Source organism: Sphingomonas arenae, from assembly GCF_016924655.1.
Classification (GTDB): Bacteria; Pseudomonadota; Alphaproteobacteria; order Sphingomonadales; family Sphingomonadaceae; genus Sphingomicrobium; species Sphingomicrobium arenae.
This window is the reverse complement of the sequence record NZ_JAFFJU010000002.1, coordinates 255,302-274,813: the sequence shown is the minus strand read 5'-3', so window position 1 is coordinate 274,813 and position 19,512 is coordinate 255,302. Positions and strand designations below refer to the sequence as shown.

Annotated in this window: 18 protein-coding genes; 8 read left to right on the top strand and 10 right to left on the bottom strand. The window is 65.3% G+C overall.

Going from position 1 to position 19,512, the window contains the following annotated elements; all coding sequences use genetic code 11:
• Nucleotides 1-4 precede the first annotated feature (4 nt).
• The 3 genes from JT720_RS07505 to JT720_RS07495 all read left to right on the top strand — a co-directional run bounded on the left by JT720_RS07505 (nt 5) and on the right by JT720_RS07495 (nt 2,533).
• Nucleotides 5-856, top strand: a complete 852-nt coding sequence (locus tag JT720_RS07505; RefSeq protein ID WP_205480541.1) for an SAM-dependent methyltransferase — start codon at nt 5-7, stop codon at nt 854-856.
• 30 nt (nt 857-886) lie between these two features.
• On the top strand, nt 887-1,666 hold the full coding sequence (locus JT720_RS07500) for a DODA-type extradiol aromatic ring-opening family dioxygenase (protein ID WP_205480540.1): 780 nt from the start codon (nt 887-889) through the stop codon (nt 1,664-1,666).
• A gap of 675 nt (nt 1,667-2,341) precedes the next feature.
• Nucleotides 2,342-2,533, top strand: coding sequence for a hypothetical protein (locus tag JT720_RS07495; RefSeq protein WP_205480539.1), 192 nt, complete (start codon nt 2,342-2,344; stop codon nt 2,531-2,533).
• Nucleotides 2,534-3,166: 633 nt separating this feature from the next.
• Here the strand turns inward: JT720_RS07495 and JT720_RS07490 are convergent.
• Nucleotides 3,167-4,345 carry a vWA domain-containing protein gene (locus JT720_RS07490; protein WP_205480538.1) on the bottom strand — a complete coding sequence of 393 codons (1,179 nt, stop codon included), beginning with the start codon at nt 4,343-4,345 and terminating at the stop codon, nt 3,167-3,169.
• A 196-nt stretch (nt 4,346-4,541) separates the two neighbouring features.
• Between JT720_RS07490 and JT720_RS07485 the strand changes: the two genes are divergently transcribed.
• On the top strand, nt 4,542-5,942 hold the full coding sequence (locus JT720_RS07485; protein ID WP_205480537.1) for a methyl-accepting chemotaxis protein: 1,401 nt from the start codon (nt 4,542-4,544) through the stop codon (nt 5,940-5,942).
• 4 nt (nt 5,943-5,946) lie between these two features.
• Here the strand turns inward: JT720_RS07485 and JT720_RS07480 are convergent, their stop codons facing one another.
• A complete protein-coding gene (locus JT720_RS07480) occupies nt 5,947-6,789 on the bottom strand; it encodes an AAA family ATPase (protein ID WP_205480536.1) in 843 nt (280 codons plus the stop codon).
• Nucleotides 6,790-6,818: 29 nt separating this feature from the next.
• Nucleotides 6,819-7,493: a DUF6975 family protein gene (locus JT720_RS07475; protein WP_205480535.1), complete on the bottom strand. Its 675-nt coding sequence runs from the start codon at nt 7,491-7,493 to the stop codon at nt 6,819-6,821.
• Nucleotides 7,494-7,734: 241 nt separating this feature from the next.
• Here JT720_RS07475 and JT720_RS07470 point away from each other — a divergent pair, with 241 nt between their 5' ends.
• The 4 genes from JT720_RS07470 to JT720_RS14140 are packed head-to-tail and all read left to right on the top strand — an operon-like array spanning nt 7,735 to nt 11,649.
• The gene (locus JT720_RS07470) at nt 7,735-8,901 is read left to right on the top strand and encodes a glycosyltransferase family 4 protein (protein ID WP_205480533.1); all 1,167 of its coding nucleotides are present in this window, start codon (nt 7,735-7,737) and stop codon (nt 8,899-8,901) included.
• Between the two features lie 45 nt (nt 8,902-8,946).
• Nucleotides 8,947-9,369 (top strand): aspartate 1-decarboxylase, encoded by a 423-nt coding sequence (panD, locus tag JT720_RS07465; protein WP_205480531.1) that lies wholly within the window; start codon nt 8,947-8,949, stop codon nt 9,367-9,369.
• Between the two features lie 55 nt (nt 9,370-9,424).
• Nucleotides 9,425-9,985, top strand: a complete 561-nt coding sequence (locus JT720_RS07460; protein ID WP_205480530.1) for a hypothetical protein — start codon at nt 9,425-9,427, stop codon at nt 9,983-9,985.
• Entirely contained in the window at nt 9,982-11,649 is a 1,668-nt protein-coding gene (locus JT720_RS14140) for a terminase large subunit domain-containing protein (RefSeq protein ID WP_205504681.1), read from the top strand. The genes JT720_RS07460 and JT720_RS14140 overlap by 4 nt, the downstream gene beginning before the upstream one ends.
• A 309-nt stretch (nt 11,650-11,958) precedes the next feature.
• Here JT720_RS14140 and JT720_RS14240 read toward each other — a convergent pair whose 3' ends face one another.
• The 7 genes from JT720_RS14240 to JT720_RS07415 form a co-directional block, all read right to left on the bottom strand.
• Nucleotides 11,959-12,174, bottom strand: coding sequence for a DUF6771 family protein (locus JT720_RS14240; protein ID WP_419555400.1), 216 nt, complete (start codon nt 12,172-12,174; stop codon nt 11,959-11,961).
• Nucleotides 12,175-12,455: 281 nt separating this feature from the next.
• Nucleotides 12,456-13,304 carry a DUF4238 domain-containing protein gene (locus tag JT720_RS07440; RefSeq protein ID WP_272873181.1) on the bottom strand — a complete coding sequence of 283 codons (849 nt, stop codon included), beginning with the start codon at nt 13,302-13,304 and terminating at the stop codon, nt 12,456-12,458.
• Nucleotides 13,304-14,416, bottom strand: a complete 1,113-nt coding sequence (locus JT720_RS07435; RefSeq protein WP_205480526.1) for a HEPN domain-containing protein — start codon at nt 14,414-14,416, stop codon at nt 13,304-13,306. Before JT720_RS07435 ends, JT720_RS07440 begins: the two co-directional genes overlap by 1 nt.
• 196 nt (nt 14,417-14,612) lie before the next feature.
• Complete coding sequence (gene rpoD / locus JT720_RS07430) at nt 14,613-16,640, bottom strand: RNA polymerase sigma factor RpoD (RefSeq protein WP_205480524.1); 2,028 nt, start codon at nt 16,638-16,640, stop codon at nt 14,613-14,615.
• A gap of 13 nt (nt 16,641-16,653) precedes the next feature.
• The gene (dnaG, locus tag JT720_RS07425) at nt 16,654-18,495 is read right to left on the bottom strand and encodes a DNA primase (protein ID WP_205480523.1); all 1,842 of its coding nucleotides are present in this window, start codon (nt 18,493-18,495) and stop codon (nt 16,654-16,656) included.
• Entirely contained in the window at nt 18,492-18,902 is a 411-nt protein-coding gene (locus JT720_RS07420; protein WP_205480521.1) for an endonuclease domain-containing protein, read from the bottom strand. The genes dnaG and JT720_RS07420 overlap by 4 nt, the downstream gene beginning before the upstream one ends.
• Before the next feature lie 74 nt (nt 18,903-18,976).
• A complete protein-coding gene (locus JT720_RS07415) occupies nt 18,977-19,429 on the bottom strand; it encodes a GatB/YqeY domain-containing protein (RefSeq protein WP_205480519.1) in 453 nt (150 codons plus the stop codon).
• Nucleotides 19,430-19,512: the final 83 nt, after the last annotated feature.

The following is a 19,512-nucleotide window of genomic DNA, read 5'->3' as shown; positions in this document are numbered from 1 at the left end:
CCCGATGTCCACTCGCGCCACAAAGCTCCTGGCGGCGATCCTCGCATTGCTGGTGCTCGGCGGGCTCGCGCTCGGCGCACGCTGCATGTCCCTGACGGCAGTGAGCTGTTCGCCCGCCACGCTGTTCGGCGACTCTCCGGAGCTCGACGTTCCCTATGCCGGTACCCGCCCGGAAGTGGTCGCGCGCATGCTGGAGATGGCGAGCGTCGGACCGAGGGATCGCGTCGTCGACCTCGGCACGGGCGACGGCCGCATCCTCATCGCCGCCGCCCGCGACCGCGGCGCGAGCGGCCTCGGCGTCGATCTCGACCCCGTCCTGATACGTCAAGCGCAGGCGAACGCCCGAAAAGCCGGGGTCGCCGACCGGGTCGAGTTCCGCGTCGAGGATCTGTTCGAGACCCCGCTCGGCGATGCCTCCGTCCTCGCCATGTTCCTGCTGCCCGAGGTCAACCTGAAGCTGCGCCCACGGATTCTTGCCCAGATGCGCCCCGGTTCGCGCGTGGTGAGCCATGCGTTCGACATGGGCGAATGGGTTCCCACGCAGCGCGCCCGTGTCGGGGGCTCGACCCTCTACCTCTGGATCGTCCCGGCCCAGGTGCAGGGACGCTGGCGGCTGGAAGAGGAGGGTGGCCGCTCCGCCGAGCTGATCTTCACGCAGCGCTTCGACCGCGTGGATGGCCGGATATCGGCGCCCACTGGTTCGGCCCTGCTCCAGGACGTACGCCTGGTGGGCCTGCGGCTGACCTTCACCTTGCCGGATGGCCGCCGATGGGAAGGCGAAGTGAAGGGTGACCGCATCGCCGGTCGCGGCTGGCAGGCCACACGCCTCGCCGGTGTCATGCCTGTACCTTCTTGAGCCCGCGCGCACACGGGACATCTTGCACTCATGCCCAACCCGATCTTCCTCTCCCACGGCTCGCCCATGCTCCCGTTCGAGGATCACGAGGCGCGCGACTTCCTCCGCACTCTTGGACGTGGCGAGACTCCCCGCGCCATCCTCATGGTGTCGGCGCATTGGGAGACCGCCGCTCCCGCGGTGAACGCGGTCGAGCGCAACAGCACCATCCACGACTTTCACGGCTTCCCGCCTGAGCTTTACCAGCTCCGCTACGATGCACCGGGCAGCCCCGCGCTGGCCGAGCACGTCGCCGAGCTGCTCGCCACCGCCGGGCTGCCCGCCACCATCGACCGCCAGCGCGGCCTCGATCATGGCGCCTGGTCGCCGCTCCTGCTCGCTTTTCCCGGCGCCGACGTCCCCGTGGTGCAGCTCTCGGTCCAGCCTGATGCGGGTCCCGAGCACCACCTCAAGCTTGGCCGCGCCCTCCGCCCGCTGGCCGAGGAAGGCGTGCTGATCATCGGCAGCGGCAGCTTCACCCACGACCTATACAGCTGGCGCAACCACCGCGGCCAGCCCGAGCCCGACTGGGTTCGCAGCTTCGCCGAGTGGATGGACGAGGCCATCGCGGAAGGCCGCACCGCCGACCTCCTCACCTACCGCAGCAAGGCCCCGAACGCCGCCCGCAACCACCCCACCGAGGAGCACCTCCTGCCGCTGTTCGTGGCGCTCGGAGCAGCCGGGGAGGGCGCCCGCCCCAAACGCCTCCACAGCAGCGTCGCCCATTCGGTGCTGCGCATGGATGCGTACGAGTTCGGACTGGCGGCTTAGCGGAGGACAACGTCACCCCGGCATTGAGCCCGGGTCCGCCTTCCTGCTGACCCGTCACTCCCGCGAAGGCGGAAGTCCATCTCCCACCTTCTCAGCCGCGCCGCCAAGTTTCCGTTCAAAGAAGAGGGACTCATCCAGGTGCCCCGTCTTCTACGCGCCGCTTCGCGGAATGGATGCCTGCCTCTGTGGGCATAACGCAAATTGTCTGCTTTCGACCCGTTGCGGACATTCGGCGTGGAGGGCAGTCTCCTCCTGATCTCTGGAGGATTGCCGATGCTCCTTTTGCCCCACCTGAAAGAAGTTTTACTCGGCCCCTCCGGCGCCGCTTTGAGCATTTGGTTCTTGATGGTTGTATGGCTGGGGGGCACCCAGCGCTTGGCGACCTTGGGCATCCTACTAGCACTTACCGCAATTGCTCTGGGTGTGGCTGCGGCTGGAGCATATGAGATGTCGGCAGCGCATAATTCGCCGAGCCGTTACGGGTTGGTAGTTTTGAGCGGATTGTTTCTGACATTCTCGCTCGCCGCCTTTGTTAGCGGCACAGTAGCGATGGCTCTGATTACTCCTTCCATCCGGAAAAGGTGGCGCAAGTCGTAGCTCACTGCCACTAACATCCGCTTCCCACCCTTTGCGGGCATCAGGATTTCTTAGGTGTTGCCGATTAGGCCGCGCTGCATGACTGACTGGCAGTTGCTCTTCGTAAGCGGCCTTGCGGTGGCGGCTCTCGCTTTTTGCTTGTGGAAGACGCAGGCGGACTGGCAACAGAGTGGTTTCAACTGGCGTGTCGCTTTCGGGCTTTCTGCGTGTTTGAGCACCTTCCTGACCGTCGCTTTTCTAATTGCCGCCTCCGTCATGAGCGACCTCTAGCTACGATGGAGCAAGGTCCGCTTCCCACCCAAAGCAGACCCTATGGCTTCGCAACACCCTTCGTTTGCTCGATAAGCACTACAATGTCAGAGGTGCTGAGTTTCTTTAGGTCTTCGAAGGCAGCATCGGAGGCGCTCTTCGACCCATTTCCCTCACCCGACATGCTGTAGCCGTCACCTGCAGAATGAAACACAAAGTAGAAGGGTGAAGCAGGGTTCCCCTTGTCCGAAACGACGACGAGCGTCTTGAGGTCGGAAGCAACTATAAAGCAGCCAAGGAGTGCCTCCGTATGCCTTGTGCAGCGGCCCAGTTTCGCATTGCAGCGCGGGCGTGGGTGGCGCTGCTTGAGCGGTGGCCTGTGCGATCAATAAGGCAAGGATCGAGAGCATCAACATCCCCTTTTCGCATCCGCAGAATGGATGACATAAGAGAGAGGCAATGTCTTCTTTCCACCCAAAGCAGACATTCGGCACGCTCCTTGAACAATAGGATTGCGTCTGCTTTGCCCGAGGCGGCGGCCCGGTCGCCAGGCTCTTTGCCACCGTCGATCCCGCTTCCTCTTAGCTGTCGAGGCCCGCGCCAACCGCAAAAACCACCCGTCAGCAGGGTAATCTCGGAAACTTCGTAGGACTTCTACCTCTTGCGGCTGAGCTCCCGCATCGCCGCATCCAGACCTTCCAGCGTCATCGGGTACATCCGCTCGCCCATCAGCTGCTTGATGATCGTCGTCGAAGCCGAATGCCCCCAGTAAGCCTCCGGCGTCGGGTTGATCCACGCTGCGCTCGGATAGGTGTCGGTCAGCCGCTTCAGCCACACCGCGCCGGCCTCCTCGTTCATATGCTCGATCGAGCCGCCCGCGTGCGTCACCTCGTACGGGCTCATCGCCGCGTCGCCGACGATCACCAGCTTATGGTCGTGTCCGAACTTGTGGAGGATGTCCCAGACCGGTGTCCGGTCGGTCCAGCGCCGCCGGTTCTCCTTCCATACGCCCTCGTAGATGCAGTTGTGGAAGTACCAATGCTCCAGATGCTTGAACTCGGTCTTCACGGCCGAGAATAGCTCCTCGGCCTGACGGACGTGGGCGTCCATCGACCCGCCGATGTCAAGGAACAGCAGCACCTTGACCGCATTGTGCCGCTCCGGCCGCATGTGGATGTCGAGCCAGCCCTGCCGCGCCGTCCCGCGCACCGTCTCGTCCAGGTCCAGCTCGTCGGCCGCACCTTCCCGCGCGAACCGCCGCAGCCGCCTCAGCGCGACCTTGATGTTGCGGGTGCCGAGCTCGCGCTTGTCGTCCAGGTCCCTGAACTCGCGCTTCTCCCAGACCTTGATTGCCCGTCCGTGCCGGCCCTCGCCGCCGATGCGCACGCCCTCCGGATTGTAGCCGCCATGCCCGTAGGGCGAGGTGCCACCCGTGCCGATCCACTTGTTGCCGCCCTGGTGCCGGCCCTGCTGCTCCTCCAGCCGCTTCTTCAGCGTCTTCATGATCTCTTCCCAGGAGCCGAGCGCCTTGATCTCGGCCATCTGCTCGGGCGTGAGGTACTTCTCGGCCACCAGCCGGAGCCACTCCTCCGGGATCTGCGCGGTGGGGCCTTCGGGGGCGGAGAGGGCGCCCTTGAACACCTCGCCGAAGATGCGGTCGAAGCGGTCAATCTGGCTCTCGTCGTGCACGAAGACAGACCGGGCGAGATAGTAGAACTGCTCCGGAGCGTTGGAGATCACGTCCGCGTCGAGCGCCTCGAGCAGCAGGAGGTGCTCCTTGAGCGAGGCCGGAATGCCCCCGCGCCGGAGCGCTTCGACGAAGGAGATGAACATGGGGGAGGGCTTAGCAACCTCGGGCGTGCTTCGATACGGGTCTCCGCATGGCGGATACCCTAGTCAGCATGAGCGCGATCACGGGTGTCGCTCATCCTGAGTAACCGCGCAGCGGCGTATCGAAGGACCTTGGTTAACCAAGAAGTCACACCTTCCTGCCACACCGCTCCCGACCCAATCGGAGACGAGCAGCACAATGGCGACCGCCGGCATTGAACAAGTGACCGAAGACGCAATCCGCGCAGTGGCGCGCGATTGCGGTTCCTTGTCGATCGAGTGCAGCGACGTTGCGGGCTATGTCCAGGACGTGTCCGAGCGCATCGGCGGGCACTTGAAGACCCTCGACACACTGGAGGAGGTGACCGCCCGCCTGCTCGCCGACCAGGCGCGGGTCAGCGACTCGACCGACGAGGCGCGGCTCCTGTCCGAGCAGGCCAAGGCCAAGCTCGATGCGGGCCGCGCCGCCATCGAGGACACGATTGCAGGGTTCAAGGGCCTGACCGACCTTGTGGTCCAGCTCGGCGAGCGCATGGCTGGCTTTGCCGACGCCATGAACCAGGTCCAGTCGGTCAGCTCGACCATCGAGGCGATTGCCCGCAAGACCAACATGCTCGCGCTCAACGCCACCATCGAGGCGGCTAGGGCAGGCGACGCCGGCCGCAGCTTCGCCGTGGTCGCCGCCGAGGTGAAGAAGCTAGCTCACGACACCCGCGCCGCCACCAGCCAGATCGCGCTCACCATCGGCGAATTGACCCGCGAGGCGGGGGCGGTCACGACGGAGATCAAGACAGGCGTCGACCGCAGCCGCGCTGCCCAGAAGGGCTTCGGCCAGATCGGCGACACGGTCCGCGAGGTGTCCGAGATTGTCGGCATGGTCGATCGCCAGACCGAGGGCATCGCTCACTCGACCAGCCTCATTCAGACCAGCGTGGACCGGGTGAAAGCGGGCCTCAGCGACTTCGCCATCGACGCGCGCGAGAATGGCGGCGCACTCGTCCAGGCTCACCAGCGGCTCGCTCACCTCGAGCTCATGTCCAATGCTATGCTGGATACGCTGGCCAACTCCGGCGCCGAGATAGACGACACGCCGATGATCATCCTGGCTCAGGATGCCGCACGCGCCATCACGGAGGCTGTCGAGCGCGGCATCCGCGAGGGCAAGGTGTCCATGGAGCAGGTCTTCGATCGCTCCTACGTCCCGATCCCCGGCCGCAATCCGGTACAGTACGACAACGGCTTCTGCGATTTCGCGATGGACCATGTCCGGCCCATCCTCGACCGCTACAAGGCCAAGGACGCTCGCGTGATCGGCTCGGCCATCACGAACGTCGATGGCTTTCTGCCGACGCACCTCTCCGAACGTTGCATGACGCCGGGCGACGATCCCGTGTGGAACGATGCGCATTGTCGCAACGGTCGTATTTTCATGGATGAGCAGACCCGACTGGCGATCGCGAGCGAGAAGCCGGCCATGCTTCAGACGTATCGTATGGAACTCGGCGACAAGGGCATTCCCGTGAAGAACGTCTTCGTGCCGCTCTACTTCAACGGCCGTCGCTGGGGGAACTTCGAGTACGCCTACCGCGACGAGCGCTGAGCGATCAGCCCTTCCGCCGCGCCATGAAGGCGAGGCGCTCGAACAGCATCACGTCCTGTTCGTTCTTCAGCAGCGCCCCGTGCAGCGGTGGGATAGCCTTGGTCGGATCGCGGTCCTGGAGCACATCCAGCGGCAGGTCCTCGTGCAGGAGCAGCTTTAGCCAGTCCAGCAGCTCGCTGGTGGAGGGCTTCTTCTTCAGGCCGGGGACCTCCCGCACGTCGTAGAACAGGTCCAGCGCCTTTCCGACCAAGATTTTCTGGATGCCCGGGAAGTGGACCTCGACGATCTTCTCCATCGTGGCCCGGTCGGGGAAAGCGATGTAGTGGAAGAAGCAGCGGCGCAGGAAGGCGTCGGGCAGCTCCTTCTCGTTGTTGGAGGTGATGACGACCACCGGCCGCTCGGCTGCCTTCACCGTCTCGCCGGTCTCGTAGACATGGAACTCCATCCGATCGAGTTCCTGCAGGAGGTCGTTCGGGAACTCGATGTCGGCCTTGTCGATCTCGTCGATCAGCAGCACGGGCAACTGGGGCGAGGTGAACGCCTCCCACAGCTTGCCGTGACGGATGTAGTTGGAGATGTCGTGCACCCGCTCATCGCCCAGCTGCCCATCCCGCAGCCGCGCCACCGCGTCATACTCGTAGAGGCCCTGGTGGGCTCTGGTGGTGGATTTGATCGACCAGGTGATCAGCGGGGCGCCGAGGGCCTTGGCGATCTCTTCCGCGAGGACGGTCTTGCCGGTGCCGGGTTCGCCCTTGACGAGCAGGGGCCGGCGCAGCTTGACGGCGGCGTTGACCGCGACCTTGAGGTCCTCGGTCGCGACGTAATCGGAGGTGCCTTCGAAACGCATGCGCCCGCCCTAGAGCGAGGCTGCGTCCTTTAGAAGCCCTCGCGCGCGTCGCAGCGGGCTTCGAGCAGGTCGAACAGCGCGCGATGCTGGAGCAGCAGCTGCTCCGCACCGAACCGGATCGCCCGTTCCGCCGCGGGGCTGACCGCGCCGCATGTCTCGAGGATGGCGGCGACAGACGGCTCGTCGGGCAGCGCGCAAGCCGGCGGCTCCACGCCGACCCGCACCGCCGTCCGGTCGAGGAGCGGACGAATCGACCGCCAGTCCGACACCAGGGCACTGCACGCGCCGAGCGAGCATCCCGTCCGCTCCGACTGCGCCAGGGTCTCAAGGGCGTGCCGCTGCGCCACGAGCGCGGCCTCCGTCTCGGCATTGCCTGGCGTGCTGGGCAGAGGGCCGACGGCCGCCGTCAGCCTGACCAGGTACAGCCGCTCGCGCTCGAACGCGTTGGCGGCATCGCTGAGCCAGTCGTGCACTTCCCCGGCGGGACATTGAGTCAGCGCCAGGTCGATGAGGCCCGGGTGTCGCCCGTACAAGCTGCACAGCAGGTGGACGAGGTCGTCCAGGTCCCGCGCAAGCGTCGGGATGCCCAGGCCCGCAAGCTCCTCCACATACGGGTGGCAGGCACTCCCGGCCGCAGCGAGGCGTGCCGCGTGCGCGCCGGCGACGCTCTGCCTCGGCCGCTCCGCAAGCCCGTTTCCTGCCATCGTCTACCCCTTCGCTGCGTCGGCTGCCCGACATGCCTAGTGCAAGGGAGCTAAGCGAAGCGCGTAAAGACGGGGTTTATGGACTGATAAGCTTTCGTTCGGAGAGGTTACGATCCGTGCCGTATCGGGACGTTTCGACGACCCGCCAAGGCTCGCGAACCATCGACCCCCATCGTGCGTAGACGGCGCTCGCTCCGCTCCCTAACGACAACGCGCGCAAACCCAGTCGCCAAAGGCTCCGATGACCGACAAGCTTTCCCTCTACTTCTATACCGGCGATTTCGCGGGCGCGGTTCGCCGGCACCTGGAGGGGCAGGAGCAGACCTATGCGACGCACGGCCAGCTTGCGGAGCTGCTGATCTCGCTCGGCAAGGCCGGCTACGCGGTCACCGCCTACAGCTTCATGTCGTCGGCCGCGCGGGAAAGCACGCCCGCGCCCAACGTCCGCATCGTGGAACTCGGCGCCAGCCATTACCTCGACGAGCGGATCGTACGGGCCTTCCAGGACGAGCAGGCCGACGTATCCATCGTTCACTTCCCGCATCTGAAGCTGCTGGGGGCCGCCGCCGCCGATCGCCGCCGCGTGCTTCCCGTCATGGCGACGAGCTACAATCGGCGCGGCGTCCGGCCCGCCCTGGAGCGCTTCCGCCTGGTCCGGCTGCTCAACCGGCCCAAGTTCCGCTGGGTGTCGAACCATTGCCGGCCGTCGACCGAGCATCTGGCGGCGCTGGGCGTGCAGCCGGCCAAGCTCATCCCGTGGGACGTACCGCACGCGCATAGCCCGGCCGATTTCGCGCCGAAGACCCGCGCTGCCGGCGGCCCGATCCAGCTCGCCTACGCCGGCAGCGTCATTGCCGACAAGGGCGTGCCCGAGCTGCTGCAGGCGGTGGCGATCCTCCGCAGGGCCGGGCTGGACGTCCGCTGTTCGGTTGCCGGCACCGGCCCGCTCGACGAATACCGCCGTCGGGCCGCGGACCTGGGCTGCGCGGAGGCTGTCACCTTCCTGGGGCTGGTCGAGAACGACCAGGTGGTCGGCCTTTTCCGCGGTGCCGACATCGTGGTCGTGCCGAGCAAGCCCGAGTTCCCGGAAGGCTTCCCGCTGACCATGTTCGAGGCCATCGCGACCCGCACACCGATCGTCTGCAGCGACCACCCGATGTTCCGGCCGGTGCTGCGGGACGGGGACAATGCGGCGGTCTTTCGCGCCGGGGACGCGGCCGGCCTCGCCGCCAAGGTCCGGCAAGTGCTGGACGACCCGCAGCTCTACGCCGCGCTGTCGCACGCCGCGGACCGCAGCTGGGCCGCGCTGCAGGGACCGGCCGACTGGCGGACCATGCTGTTCGACTGGGTCACGCAGGGGGACGAGGCGCCCTACCTCCAGGCGCATGCGCTCGGCGCGTCGGCCTGACGCCGCGGCCTTGCCTGCCGGACTGCAGCGAGTAGAGGGGCGCCCATGATGCGCACCATGCTCAAGTCGAAGATCCACCGGGCCACCGTCACCCAGGCCGACCTTCATTATGTCGGCTCGGTCACCATCGACGAGGACCTGCTCGACGCCGCGGACCTGTTGCCGGGCGAGCAGGTGGCGATCGTGGACGTGACCAACGGCGCGCGGCTGGAGACCTACGCCATCCCGGGCGAGCGCGGGAGCGGGGTCATCGGCATCAACGGCGCGGCCGCCCATCTGGTACATCCCGGCGACCTGGTGATCATCATCAGCTATGCCGTGCTAGGCGATGCGGAAGCGCGGGCGTACCAGCCGAAGATCGTGCATGTGGACGGCGCGAACCGCATCGTCGAGCTAGGCAGCGACCCGGCTGAGCCCGTCCCGGGTGAAGCCGGCCAATGGCGTGGGGACGCCATCGCGGCGGAGTGACGTTGCTCTTCAACTAACCGGAATGGTTCGTTTTGCTTGACTAGTAGGAGTTCGCTTGCTGCTTGCTGACCCGGGAGGGACGGCAGTGGCGAGGAACGACAAGGCCAAGGGCGAGCGCAAGCCGATCGGGACGATCGTGCGCAAGACTCGCTGGGCGGAAGCGCAGCGGGTGCAATGTTTCGTGCAATGGTGCGAGGAGACGGAGGAGCGGTTCATCGACTGCCTGGCCGCAAGCTGCAACGTCCATCAGGCGTGCAAGGAAGCGGGTGTCGCCCCGGCGACCGTTTACCGGCAGCGACGGCAGCGGGCCGACTTCGCAGTGAAATGGCAGGCGGCGCTGGAGCAGGGCTATGCGCGGCTGGAACTGGGGCTGGTCCAGCAGGCCAACGCCGCGCTGACCGGTGAGCCCGCGCCGGAAGGCAGCCCGGTCGCTCCGATGAGCGTCGAGACGGCGCTGAAGGTCCTGCAGTTGCACAAGGCAAGCGTGACCGGGCGTGGGCGCCAGTCGGGCTGGAAGGAAGGCCCGCGCAAGCTGGAGGAGGTCCAGGAAAGCATCCTGATGCGGATCGCGCGAGTGCAGCGGGCACGCGCGGCGGAAGGAAGCAACCCGGCGTGAGCCGCGAGGCGGGCTTCTGGGATTGGGTCGCGGGCCTCGATGAGGCGGGGCAGGAGCAGCTGGTCCGCTCCCTGACGATGGCGGAGGTGCTGGCGCTGGAAGCGGACTGGCCGACCTGGGCGCACGCGGGTCAGGTGGCGCCGCAGGGCAATTGGCGCACCTGGGTGCTGATGGCCGGGCGCGGGTTCGGGAAGACGCTGGCGGGCTCGCAATGGGTGCGGGGGTTGGTGGAGGGGGGTGGGGATCCCGCCAATTCCGCTCGTCCTGAGCGGAAGCCGGAGGCTGTAGTCGAAGGGCGCTTCATGGAGGGCTCAGTCTCAACGCCCTTGCCCTTGCGGTCTCTTCGATCCGACTACGGCCCTGACGCGCCTCCGCTCAGGACGAGCGTGTATCCTCCCCACGAACCCCCTCGCATTGCCCTGGTCGGCGCGACCATCGACGAAGCCCGCCGCATCATGGTCGAGGGCAAGAGCGGGCTGCTGAGCGTGGCCCGCGACCTCGTGGCCGAGTGGCACCCGAGCCGGCGGTTGCTGCGGTTCCGGTCGGGGGCGGAGGCGACGCTCTTCTCCGGCGCGAGCCCCGAGGCGCTGCGCGGGCCGGAGCACACGCATGCCTGGTGCGACGAGCTCGCCAAGTGGGAGAAGCCGGGGGAGTGCTGGGACATGCTGCAGCTGGGGCTGCGGCTGGGCTCGCACCCCCGCGTACTGGTGACCACCACGCCGCGCGCCGGGCCGGTGCTGCAGCGGATCATGGCCGAGCCCGGCTGCGTCACCACCGGCGGCGCCACCCGCACCAACCCCCACCTGGCGCCCGCGTTCGTGGAGACGATGGAGCGGCTCTACGGCGGCACCCGGCTGGGCGAGCAGGAGCTGGAGGGCCGGTTGATCACGGATGCCGCCGGCGCGCTGTGGACGGTGGAGGTGCTTGCGAGATGCCGAGCACAGGGGAGCGATTGCGCAGCAATCGGGAGCCAGTGCGTAGAGCCATCGAGCGCCGGCCTGCGTCCCCCTCACCCAACCCTCTCCCCGCCGGGGAGAGGGCGATGGAGCCGCATTGTCATCGGCGTGGACCCGCCGGCCGGCGACGGCACCTGCGGGATCGTGGCTTGTGCGCTGGACGAGGAAGGCGTGGGCCATGTGCTGGCCGACCACAAGGTCACGGCCGTGTCGCCCGAGGGTTGGGCGCGCGCGGTGGCGAAGGCGGCGCGGCGTTGGGGCGAGGAGGCGGCGCGGCCGGAGCGGCGGACGGTGCGACCGATCGAGCCGCGCTGGCCGGAGCGGGCGCCCTTCGATTATGGCGAGATCCCCGCGCCGCCGACCGAGCTGACCTTCGCCGCGCCGGTGCTGATCGTGGCCGAGCAGAACCAGGGCGGCGCCATGGTCCGAAGCGTGCTCCACGCCGCCGACGCCGCGCTGCGGATCAAGCTGGTGAGCGCGAGCGTGGGCAAGTCAGCGAGGGCCGAGCCGGTCGCCATGCTGTTCGAGCAGGGCCGCGTGCGGCTGCATGGGCAGTTCCCGGAGATGGAAGCCCAGCTGACCGGCCTGATCGCCGGCGGCGGCTACGAGGGGCCAGGAAAGTCGCCGGATCGCGCCGACGCGATGGTGTGGGCGCTGACGGAGCTGATGGTCGGGAGAAAGGGTGAGCCACGAGTTAGGGGATTATGAGCACCGAACCGCTAATCCCGCATGCGCTGAAACAGCCTCTTCCACGCCAACTCGTTCTTCGGAAACGGGTCCGGTCCAGCCCGCTCCCGTGTGGCCTTCAGATGCGGCGTTCGCGCTCCGCATCGGCTGCAAGCCAGGCGAGTGACAAGGGATTCAAGCTGGTTGTTCCAGCACCGGAGCATGCAATAGCGGCCGAAGCGCGCCGCATCGATGACGACGATCTTGCCGCAGGTCCGGCACGTGACCCGCAAGTTGGCCTTGTGCTTGACGAGATCGGACAGGCTATCCAGTCGCGTGTTCGCCGCCACGTCACAGGGGCAGGTTGAGCTGGTTCCGGTCGGTTACGGTCACCGGCTCTTCCAGCTTCCGCACGATGGTTGCGGCCAGCGCATCGGCAGCCCGCTCGCGCAGGCCTGGATCGGGCACGGTGAGCCCGAGACGAGCCCACGTGGGGCGTTGAGGAGAATCGCGGAGAGCCGTTCGGGGTCCATGGGCCCAGAGAACAGAACAGGAACGATTCGGCAAGTGGGGTTGGTGTCGACGCGATGGTGTGGGCGCTGACGGAGCTGATGGTGGGGAGAAAGGGTGAGCCTAGGGTGCGCTCCCTCTAGCCGAGCGCAGGTGAGCATTTGCGCAAGCAAATGGGAGCCAGCGCGAAGAGACTAGAGGAGCCGGCCAGCCTGCAGCGTAGCGGGCAGGACTGACGTAACGGGATTTACTCCCGTGACGGCTTGCAACCTCAGCGAACAGGAGCGCCCGCGATGCCTATCGTGATAACCGCCTTTTGAGCTCCGCGGTGGCAAGCTTCAGCGCGGACGCGCAACTGATCTTACCAAATCTGCTGACGCCGCAGCTATGATGCTGCTCTGGGCGGCGATCGTCTCATTCAATTGCCGTATCGGTCTATCGTCATCCAAAAACCAGAGACTAATGCCGCCGTCTCCTACACCAGCCCCAGCGGCGACTTGCGAAGCGATGGGCATCCACAACTCTACTTCGGGGTCGTTCAGATCAGTTTTCCCCTTCGGGGTAATCTTCACAACAGGGCGGCTACCGATGATAAACTTCTTGTGACGTTTTCTAATCAGAAGGACGCTTACGCCGCGCCGGGCAAGTATTCCAGCAACCGCTCCGCTCACCCTTCGGAGGGCCTCAACTCGGACGTTCCGCACCATGCGGGCCTTTGCCTCAGGCGAGGACAACGCCTCTACTTCGGCAGCCCTCCCCGGTAGCAGTTGGCGCATTTCGTCACAGGTCTCTTCTAACATCTGCAGTAGCTCAGTGTCACTGCAGGCGGCCATCTGGGCTTCAGGGGTGCGGCGCCATTGTAAGTGCAGGAAGGCATGCCAAACCTGCTCGTCATCTTTCGAGAGGCGGGGAATTTCCTCTCTCATCGCTGCCTGCACAATTTTGTGAACTACTCTTGCAGCATCTGTTTCGAACCTAGAAAGCTCAAGCTCAACGGCAGGATCCTTGATCCCCTGCTCAGATACCGTGCTGTAAAGATGCTTTTGGTAGAAGAGCTCCAGCGGCCGACTTGGTCGCACTACAATCGGTCTATCGGCTGGGCGGCACCAATGTAGCCAACCCTCTTGATCAGTGAAGCCGTTCAAGATCATCTGGGGGACGAAGTGGTGGCGCTTCGAGGTAGGCATCAACAGCTTCTCGAGGGCTCAACTTGGTCTGTGTCACTTGAGCTCTGCGGTGGTAACTCGACTCCAAGTTTCTCTGCGGTTTTAAGCAAGGCCACTCGCGTAAGCCTCTCGAGCCCAACAAGCGTCGGAGCGTGATGAAGAATCGTTGCCATTGAACGATCATTCGGAAGGTAAGGTTTGCCTGTCTGCTTCTCCTCATTACCGCGACGGGGTTTGATCCAACTGCCGAAAGATGAACCCGCGTGGACGTAACGACTGCGCAGGTCATAAGCTGCGCCGGCAAGCTTCACGACATTTTCCTTCTTAATCGCGCCCCATACGTCATCTGCCTCGCTTCTCGCAAAGAAGTTATCGTCCACGGATTGACAGATCATATTGCAGTAGCGCCGCTTTAGCTGAAGAAGTCTGCCGCGAAATAAAGACGCGATCTTGTCGCCGCCTTGCATCTCTTCCTCGATGCGATGGAACGCATTCCGAGTTGCGGCATCTAGGTTTGCCATCCGATCGAAAGGAACGACCTCAGATAGGCGTTCGCCCGCCGTTATCAGGTGCAAATATGCTACTTCGGGATTGGAAACAGCGCTTCGTAATGCTCGTGCATAAAACAACGAGGCGGTATGAAAGGCGTTGAAAAGGCTTGCCTCCTTGGGCTCAGTCTCCAGAAGAGGCGCGAGCCGCCTTAGTTCACTTAGATTTAGTTCTGCCGGGAAATCTGCCCTTAGCCTCTTGCCATGGAACGGGATGTGAGGCTCGCATGGCTCGCTGGTGCTGCTTAGGTCTGGCACATAGAAGTGCCCAGTCATCTCTAATGCGCCGTGCGTGTCGAACCTCTTTCCAAATAGAACGGCCATCAGTGCAGCCACGTATTCGCCCGTTGGTTCATAGTTGGGGATCACTACGCCTGCAGCTGGAGTCAGCGGCTGGGTCTTGAAAGCGAGCACTATGAAATCACGCGATAGCGGTGAGTCGACAAAACGCCCATGTGTGTTGCCGTTAGCGTAACCTGGCCAAGCGTGGCTTAATCGGAAGTCTTGAGCCTCATACTCGCCAACGAAAGTAGTAGGAGCAGACAGAAGGAGCTTCTGAACCGTATCAATAGGCCGGATTGTCATAGCGGTACATTCAGCCACTATAACTAAGTTCTCAAGCTCCATCGAGGCGATCGCCTCCACCAAGCCGTCACGGGAGTAAATCCCGTGACGTCAGTCCTGTCCCGCTAAGCGCGGGCAGGCTGGCCGGCCATCGCGCTCTCTACGCGCTGCTGCAGGCGGCGCTGGCGCGCCGGCTTCGCTGCGCTCGGGCGCTCGGCTACTGATCCAGGAAGCTCCGCATCTTCCGCGATCGGCTCGGATGCTTCAGCTTGCGCAGCGCCTTGGCCTCGATCTGGCGGATGCGCTCGCGCGTGACCGAGAACTGCTGGCCGACTTCCTCCAGCGTGTGGTCGGTGTTCATGCCGATGCCGAAGCGCATGCGGAGCACGCGTTCCTCGCGCGGGGTGAGGCTGGCGAGGACTCGGGTGACCGTTTCCTTGAGGTTCGCCTGGATCGCCGCGTCCACCGGGATGACGGCGTTCTTGTCCTCGATGAAGTCGCCCAGGTGGCTGTCTTCCTCGTCGCCGATGGGGGTTTCGAGGCTGATCGGCTCCTTCGCGATCTTGAGGACCTTGCGAACCTTTTCGAGCGGCATGGACAGGCGCTCGGCCAGTTCCTCGGGCGTCGCCTCGCGGCCGGTTTCGTGCAGGAACTGGCGGCTGGTGCGGACCAGCTTGTTGATCGTCTCGATCATGTGGACCGGGATGCGGATGGTCCGCGCCTGGTCGGCGATCGAGCGGGTGATCGCCTGCCGGATCCACCAGGTGGCGTAGGTCGAGAACTTGTAGCCGCGGCGGTACTCGAACTTGTCCACCGCCTTCATCAGGCCAATGTTGCCCTCCTGAATGAGGTCCAGGAACTGCAGGCCGCGGTTGGTGTATTTCTTGGCGATGGAGATGACGAGGCGAAGGTTGGCCTCGACCATTTCCTTCTTGGCGATGCGGGCCTCGCGCTCAGCTTTCTGGACCTGGTTCACGATCTTGCGGAACTCGGCCAGGTTCATGCCGGTGGCCTGAGCGATCTCGGCCATTTCGGTGCGGATGCGGTCCACCGTGTCGCGCTCGGACGCGGCGAAGGCGGCCCACTTCTTGTCGGCCTTGGCGACGCTGTCGAGCCAGCCGTCGTCGAGCTCACGGCCCATGTAGCTGTCGAGGAACGCCTTGCGCGGCACGCGGTGACGCTCCGCCAGCCGCAGCATCTGCCCGCCGAGCGCGGTCAGGCGGCGGTTGTAGGCATAGAGCTGCTCGACGAGGTACTCGATCTTGGAGGCGTGGAACTGGACGCTCTCGACCTCGGCGGTGAGCTGTTCGGAGAGCTTCTGGTACTTCTTCTCCTCGGCCGGCGGGAAGGGCTGGCCGCCCGCCATGGCGTCGAGCCGCGCCTGCTGGAGCTTGGAGAACTTCTTGTAGAGGGCGGTGATCTCCGCGAACTTCTCGAGCGCCTGGGGTTTCAGCTGCTCTTCCATCTGCGCGAGGCTGAGGGTGTTGTCGTCCTCCTCCTCCTCGGCCGGCTTGGGCGTGCGACGTTCGACCATGTCGTCTTCGTCGTCGGCGGAGGCTTCTTCCTCCGGCTCTTCCTCTTCCTTGATGGTCGGTCCGGCGACAGACGCGCTGATCTCGCCGTCGCCGTCGCCTTCCTCGCCTTCGCTGATCTGCTCGGCCGTCGGGCCCTTGGACAGCATGGCCTCGAGATCGAGGATCTCGCGCAGCTGCATGCGGCCCTCGTTCAGCGCCGTGGACCAGCTGATGATCGCGTTGAAGGTGATCGGGCTTTCGCAGAGCCCCCAGATCATGGTGTCGCGGCCGGCCTCGATGCGTTTGGCGATCGCGATCTCACCCTCGCGGGAGAGGAGCTCGACGGCGCCCATCTCGCGCAGGTACATGCGGACTGGGTCGTCCGTGCGGTCGACGGCTTCCTTCTTGACCGCGGCAGCGGGGCGCGGGCCACCGTCGTCGAGCGGGTCGACTTCCTCTTCCTCGTCCGCCGACTTGTCGTCCTCGTCCTCCGAACCTTCCTCGTTCTCGACGATGTTGACGCCCATTTCAGACAACTCGGACATGACGTCCTCGATCTGCTCGGACGTCATGTGCTCCTGCGGGAGCGCCTCGTTGATCTCGTCGACGGTCACGAAGCCACGCTTCTTGGCACGGACCTTCAATTTCTTGATGGCCGCTTCGTGCTGATCGATGAGAGGCTCGTCTCCGGCCTCGGGCTGTTCGGTCTCGGTTGCTTCGATTTTTGCCATGTTGTCGCGCCGCTTAGTCGCTAGCGGTTAATTTCGCCAGCCGTTCCGTTGTTTCTGCCTGCGCCTGGTGCAAGCGTCGCTGCTCGTCCCACGCACTTTCGTCTCCGGTCTTCAGCCGTTCGGTTGCATCCTCCAGCGCCGCGGCGATCTCCCGCTGCGCTGCCAGCGTTTCGATCGCAATCCCCAGGTCGCGCGTGGCGCGCTCCGGATCGCTGTCTGGACGGGTGAAGGTGAAGGCCATGCTGCCGCCGCGGTTCGCCTCGTCGAGGAGAGTTGCTGCTCCAGCGCTTCGCAATATGGTGCCGATTCGTTCTCGATCAAGCATTTCCCCGTTGTATGCCGCGTCCAGCATGACGTCGCGCAGGCGAGAGGCGCCGCGATCGGCGAAGGTCAGACCGCTCAGCAACTCCGCATGGGTCGCGATCGCCTGTGGGTAATTCGCCAGCCCGGTGAGGATCGCGCGGGCGGTCGTACGGTCGATACCGGTGCTGGCAATCGCGCGAGCGGTCGAGCTCGTCGGCGGCTCCGGTGGGACAAAGCCCTTGCCCTTGACCCACTTGCCGCGGTTCTCTCGGCGAAGGACGGGTCGAGCTCGGGCAGTGAGCGCGTCGAAGCGGCCGAGCCACTCTTCGCGGTAGAGTTGCGACAGGGAGCGGTCGGCAATGACGGAGGCATGCTCGAGCAAGCGCTGCTTGAGGCCCGCGCGCTCCTCGGGCGTGGTGAGGGGCGTCGCGTCGACCTCGTGCCGCCAGAGACGGTCGACAAGGGGCTCGGGCGTTTCCAGCAGCGCTTCCATTGCGTCGCGGCCGCCGCTGCGGATGAGGTCGTCGGGATCCTGGCCAGCGGGGAGGGCGACGAAGCGCAGGGTGCGCTCCGGAGCGAGGTGGGGCAGTGCGCGGAGAGCTGCTCGGACGGACGCCTTCTGACCGGCGTTGTCGCCGTCGAAGCAGAGGATGGGGGCGGGGTCCAGGCGCCAGAGGCGTTCGAGCTGAGCCTCGGTGAGGGCGGTGCCGTTGGGCGCGACGACCTCCGCGATGCCCGCCTGGTCGAGTGCGATCACGTCCATATAGCCTTCGACCACGATGATCCGCTTGGCTTGACGGCTGGCCGGGCCGGCGCGGTCGAGGTTGTAGAGAGTGCGGCCCTTGTCGAAGAGGATCGTCTCGGGGGAGTTGAGATACTTGGGCTCACCGGGCCCGAGCAGGCGGCCGCCGAAGCCGATCACCCGTCCCCGAACGTCGCGGATCGGGATCATTAGTCGGTTTCGGAAGCGGTCGTAGGTATCCGCATTCGGCTCATCGGGGCGGATCAGCATGCCGGTGTCGACCAGTTTGTCCTCGCCGAGGGTCAGCAGCGCCTTCTTCAGGTTGGTGCGGCCCGCGGGGGCGAAGCCGATGCCGAAGCGCTCCACCGTGAGCGGCTTGATCCCGCGCTTCGCAAGGTAGTCCCGGGCCTCACCGCCCTGAACGCCGTTCAGCTGCTCCGCATACCACTTCTGGGCCGCGGCCATGACGTCGGTGAGGTCATGCGAGCGCTCCGCCTGCTCTCGGAAGCGCGGGTCGGGAGCGGGGACCTCCATGCCGGCCTTGGCGGCGAGCTCCTTGACCGCATCCATGAACGGCATGCCCTTGGCCTCGGTCAGGAAGCGGATCGCGTCGCCATGCGCCTGGCAGCCGAAGCAGTGGTAGAAGCCCTTCTCGTCGTTGACGTAGAAGGAGGGGGTTTTCTCGTTGTGGAACGGGCAGCACGCCTTGAACTCGCGCCCGGCTTTGGTGAGTTTGACCGAGGGCGCGATGACGGCAGACAGGAGCGTCCGGGCGCGGAGTTCGTCGAGGAAGGCGGGGGAGAGGGTCATGTGCCTTTTCTCTCCTCCCGCTCGCGGGAGGGGTCGGGGGAGGGCATGTCCGCCAAGCGGCTCGATATCAACTCGAGTACGCCCTCCATCCGCTCCAGCACATCATTGTTCCAAAAGCGAAGAACCGTGTAGCCCTCACGCTCCAAGAAGCGCGTCCTGCGCGCGTCCTCCAACGTGTTGAGCGCGTGCTGCCCGCCGTCAACTTCTATGACCAGCTTGGGCGTCCGCGCAACAAAGTCGCAGATGAAGGGGCCGAGCGGTACCTGACGGTTGAAGCGGATGCCGCCAAGCTGGCGATTGCGGAGGCGTCCCCACAGAGCCCGCTCTGCCGGCGTCGCGTTGTTCCTCAGTTCACGTGATCGGAGCGTGGGCGTGCGGTCATACGCCTTGTCGTATGGCCTATGCATTGTCCCTTGACTCCAGCCTCACTCGGGCGTGGAGACATGCCCTCCCCCAGCCCCTCCCGCAAGCGGGAGGGGAGCTATGACAGCGCCGCCCTGACCAACCCGCTTGCCCGAGCGGGCTCGATCTCGCTCGCGTGACGCTCCTTTACCAGCGCCATGACACGGCCCATGTCCTTCATGCTGGACGCGCCCACCTCCGCGATGATCGCCTGCACCGCGGCGCGCGCCTCGTCCTCGCTCATCTGCTTGGGGAGGAACCGCTCGATCACCGCGATCTCCGCCTCCTCCGCGGCCGCAAGCTCTTCACGGCCGCCCTTGCGATAGAGGTCGACCGACTCGCGGCGTTGCTTGATCATCTTCTGCAGGACTTCGGTCACGAGCAGGTCGTCGTTCGCTGGCGCGGTGCCGGTGCGCAGCTCGATGTCGCGGTTCTTGATGGCGCTCTGGATCAGGCGGATGGTGCCCGTCGCGGCCTTGTCGCCGCCCTTCATCGCATTGACCAACGCGGTCTTGATGTCGTCTCGGATCATCTGTTCATCGTTCCCCGGAAACCGCCAGCCCTAGCGAGCAACACGCGCCCTGACCAGCCGTTGACCAGCCGCCGATATGGCCC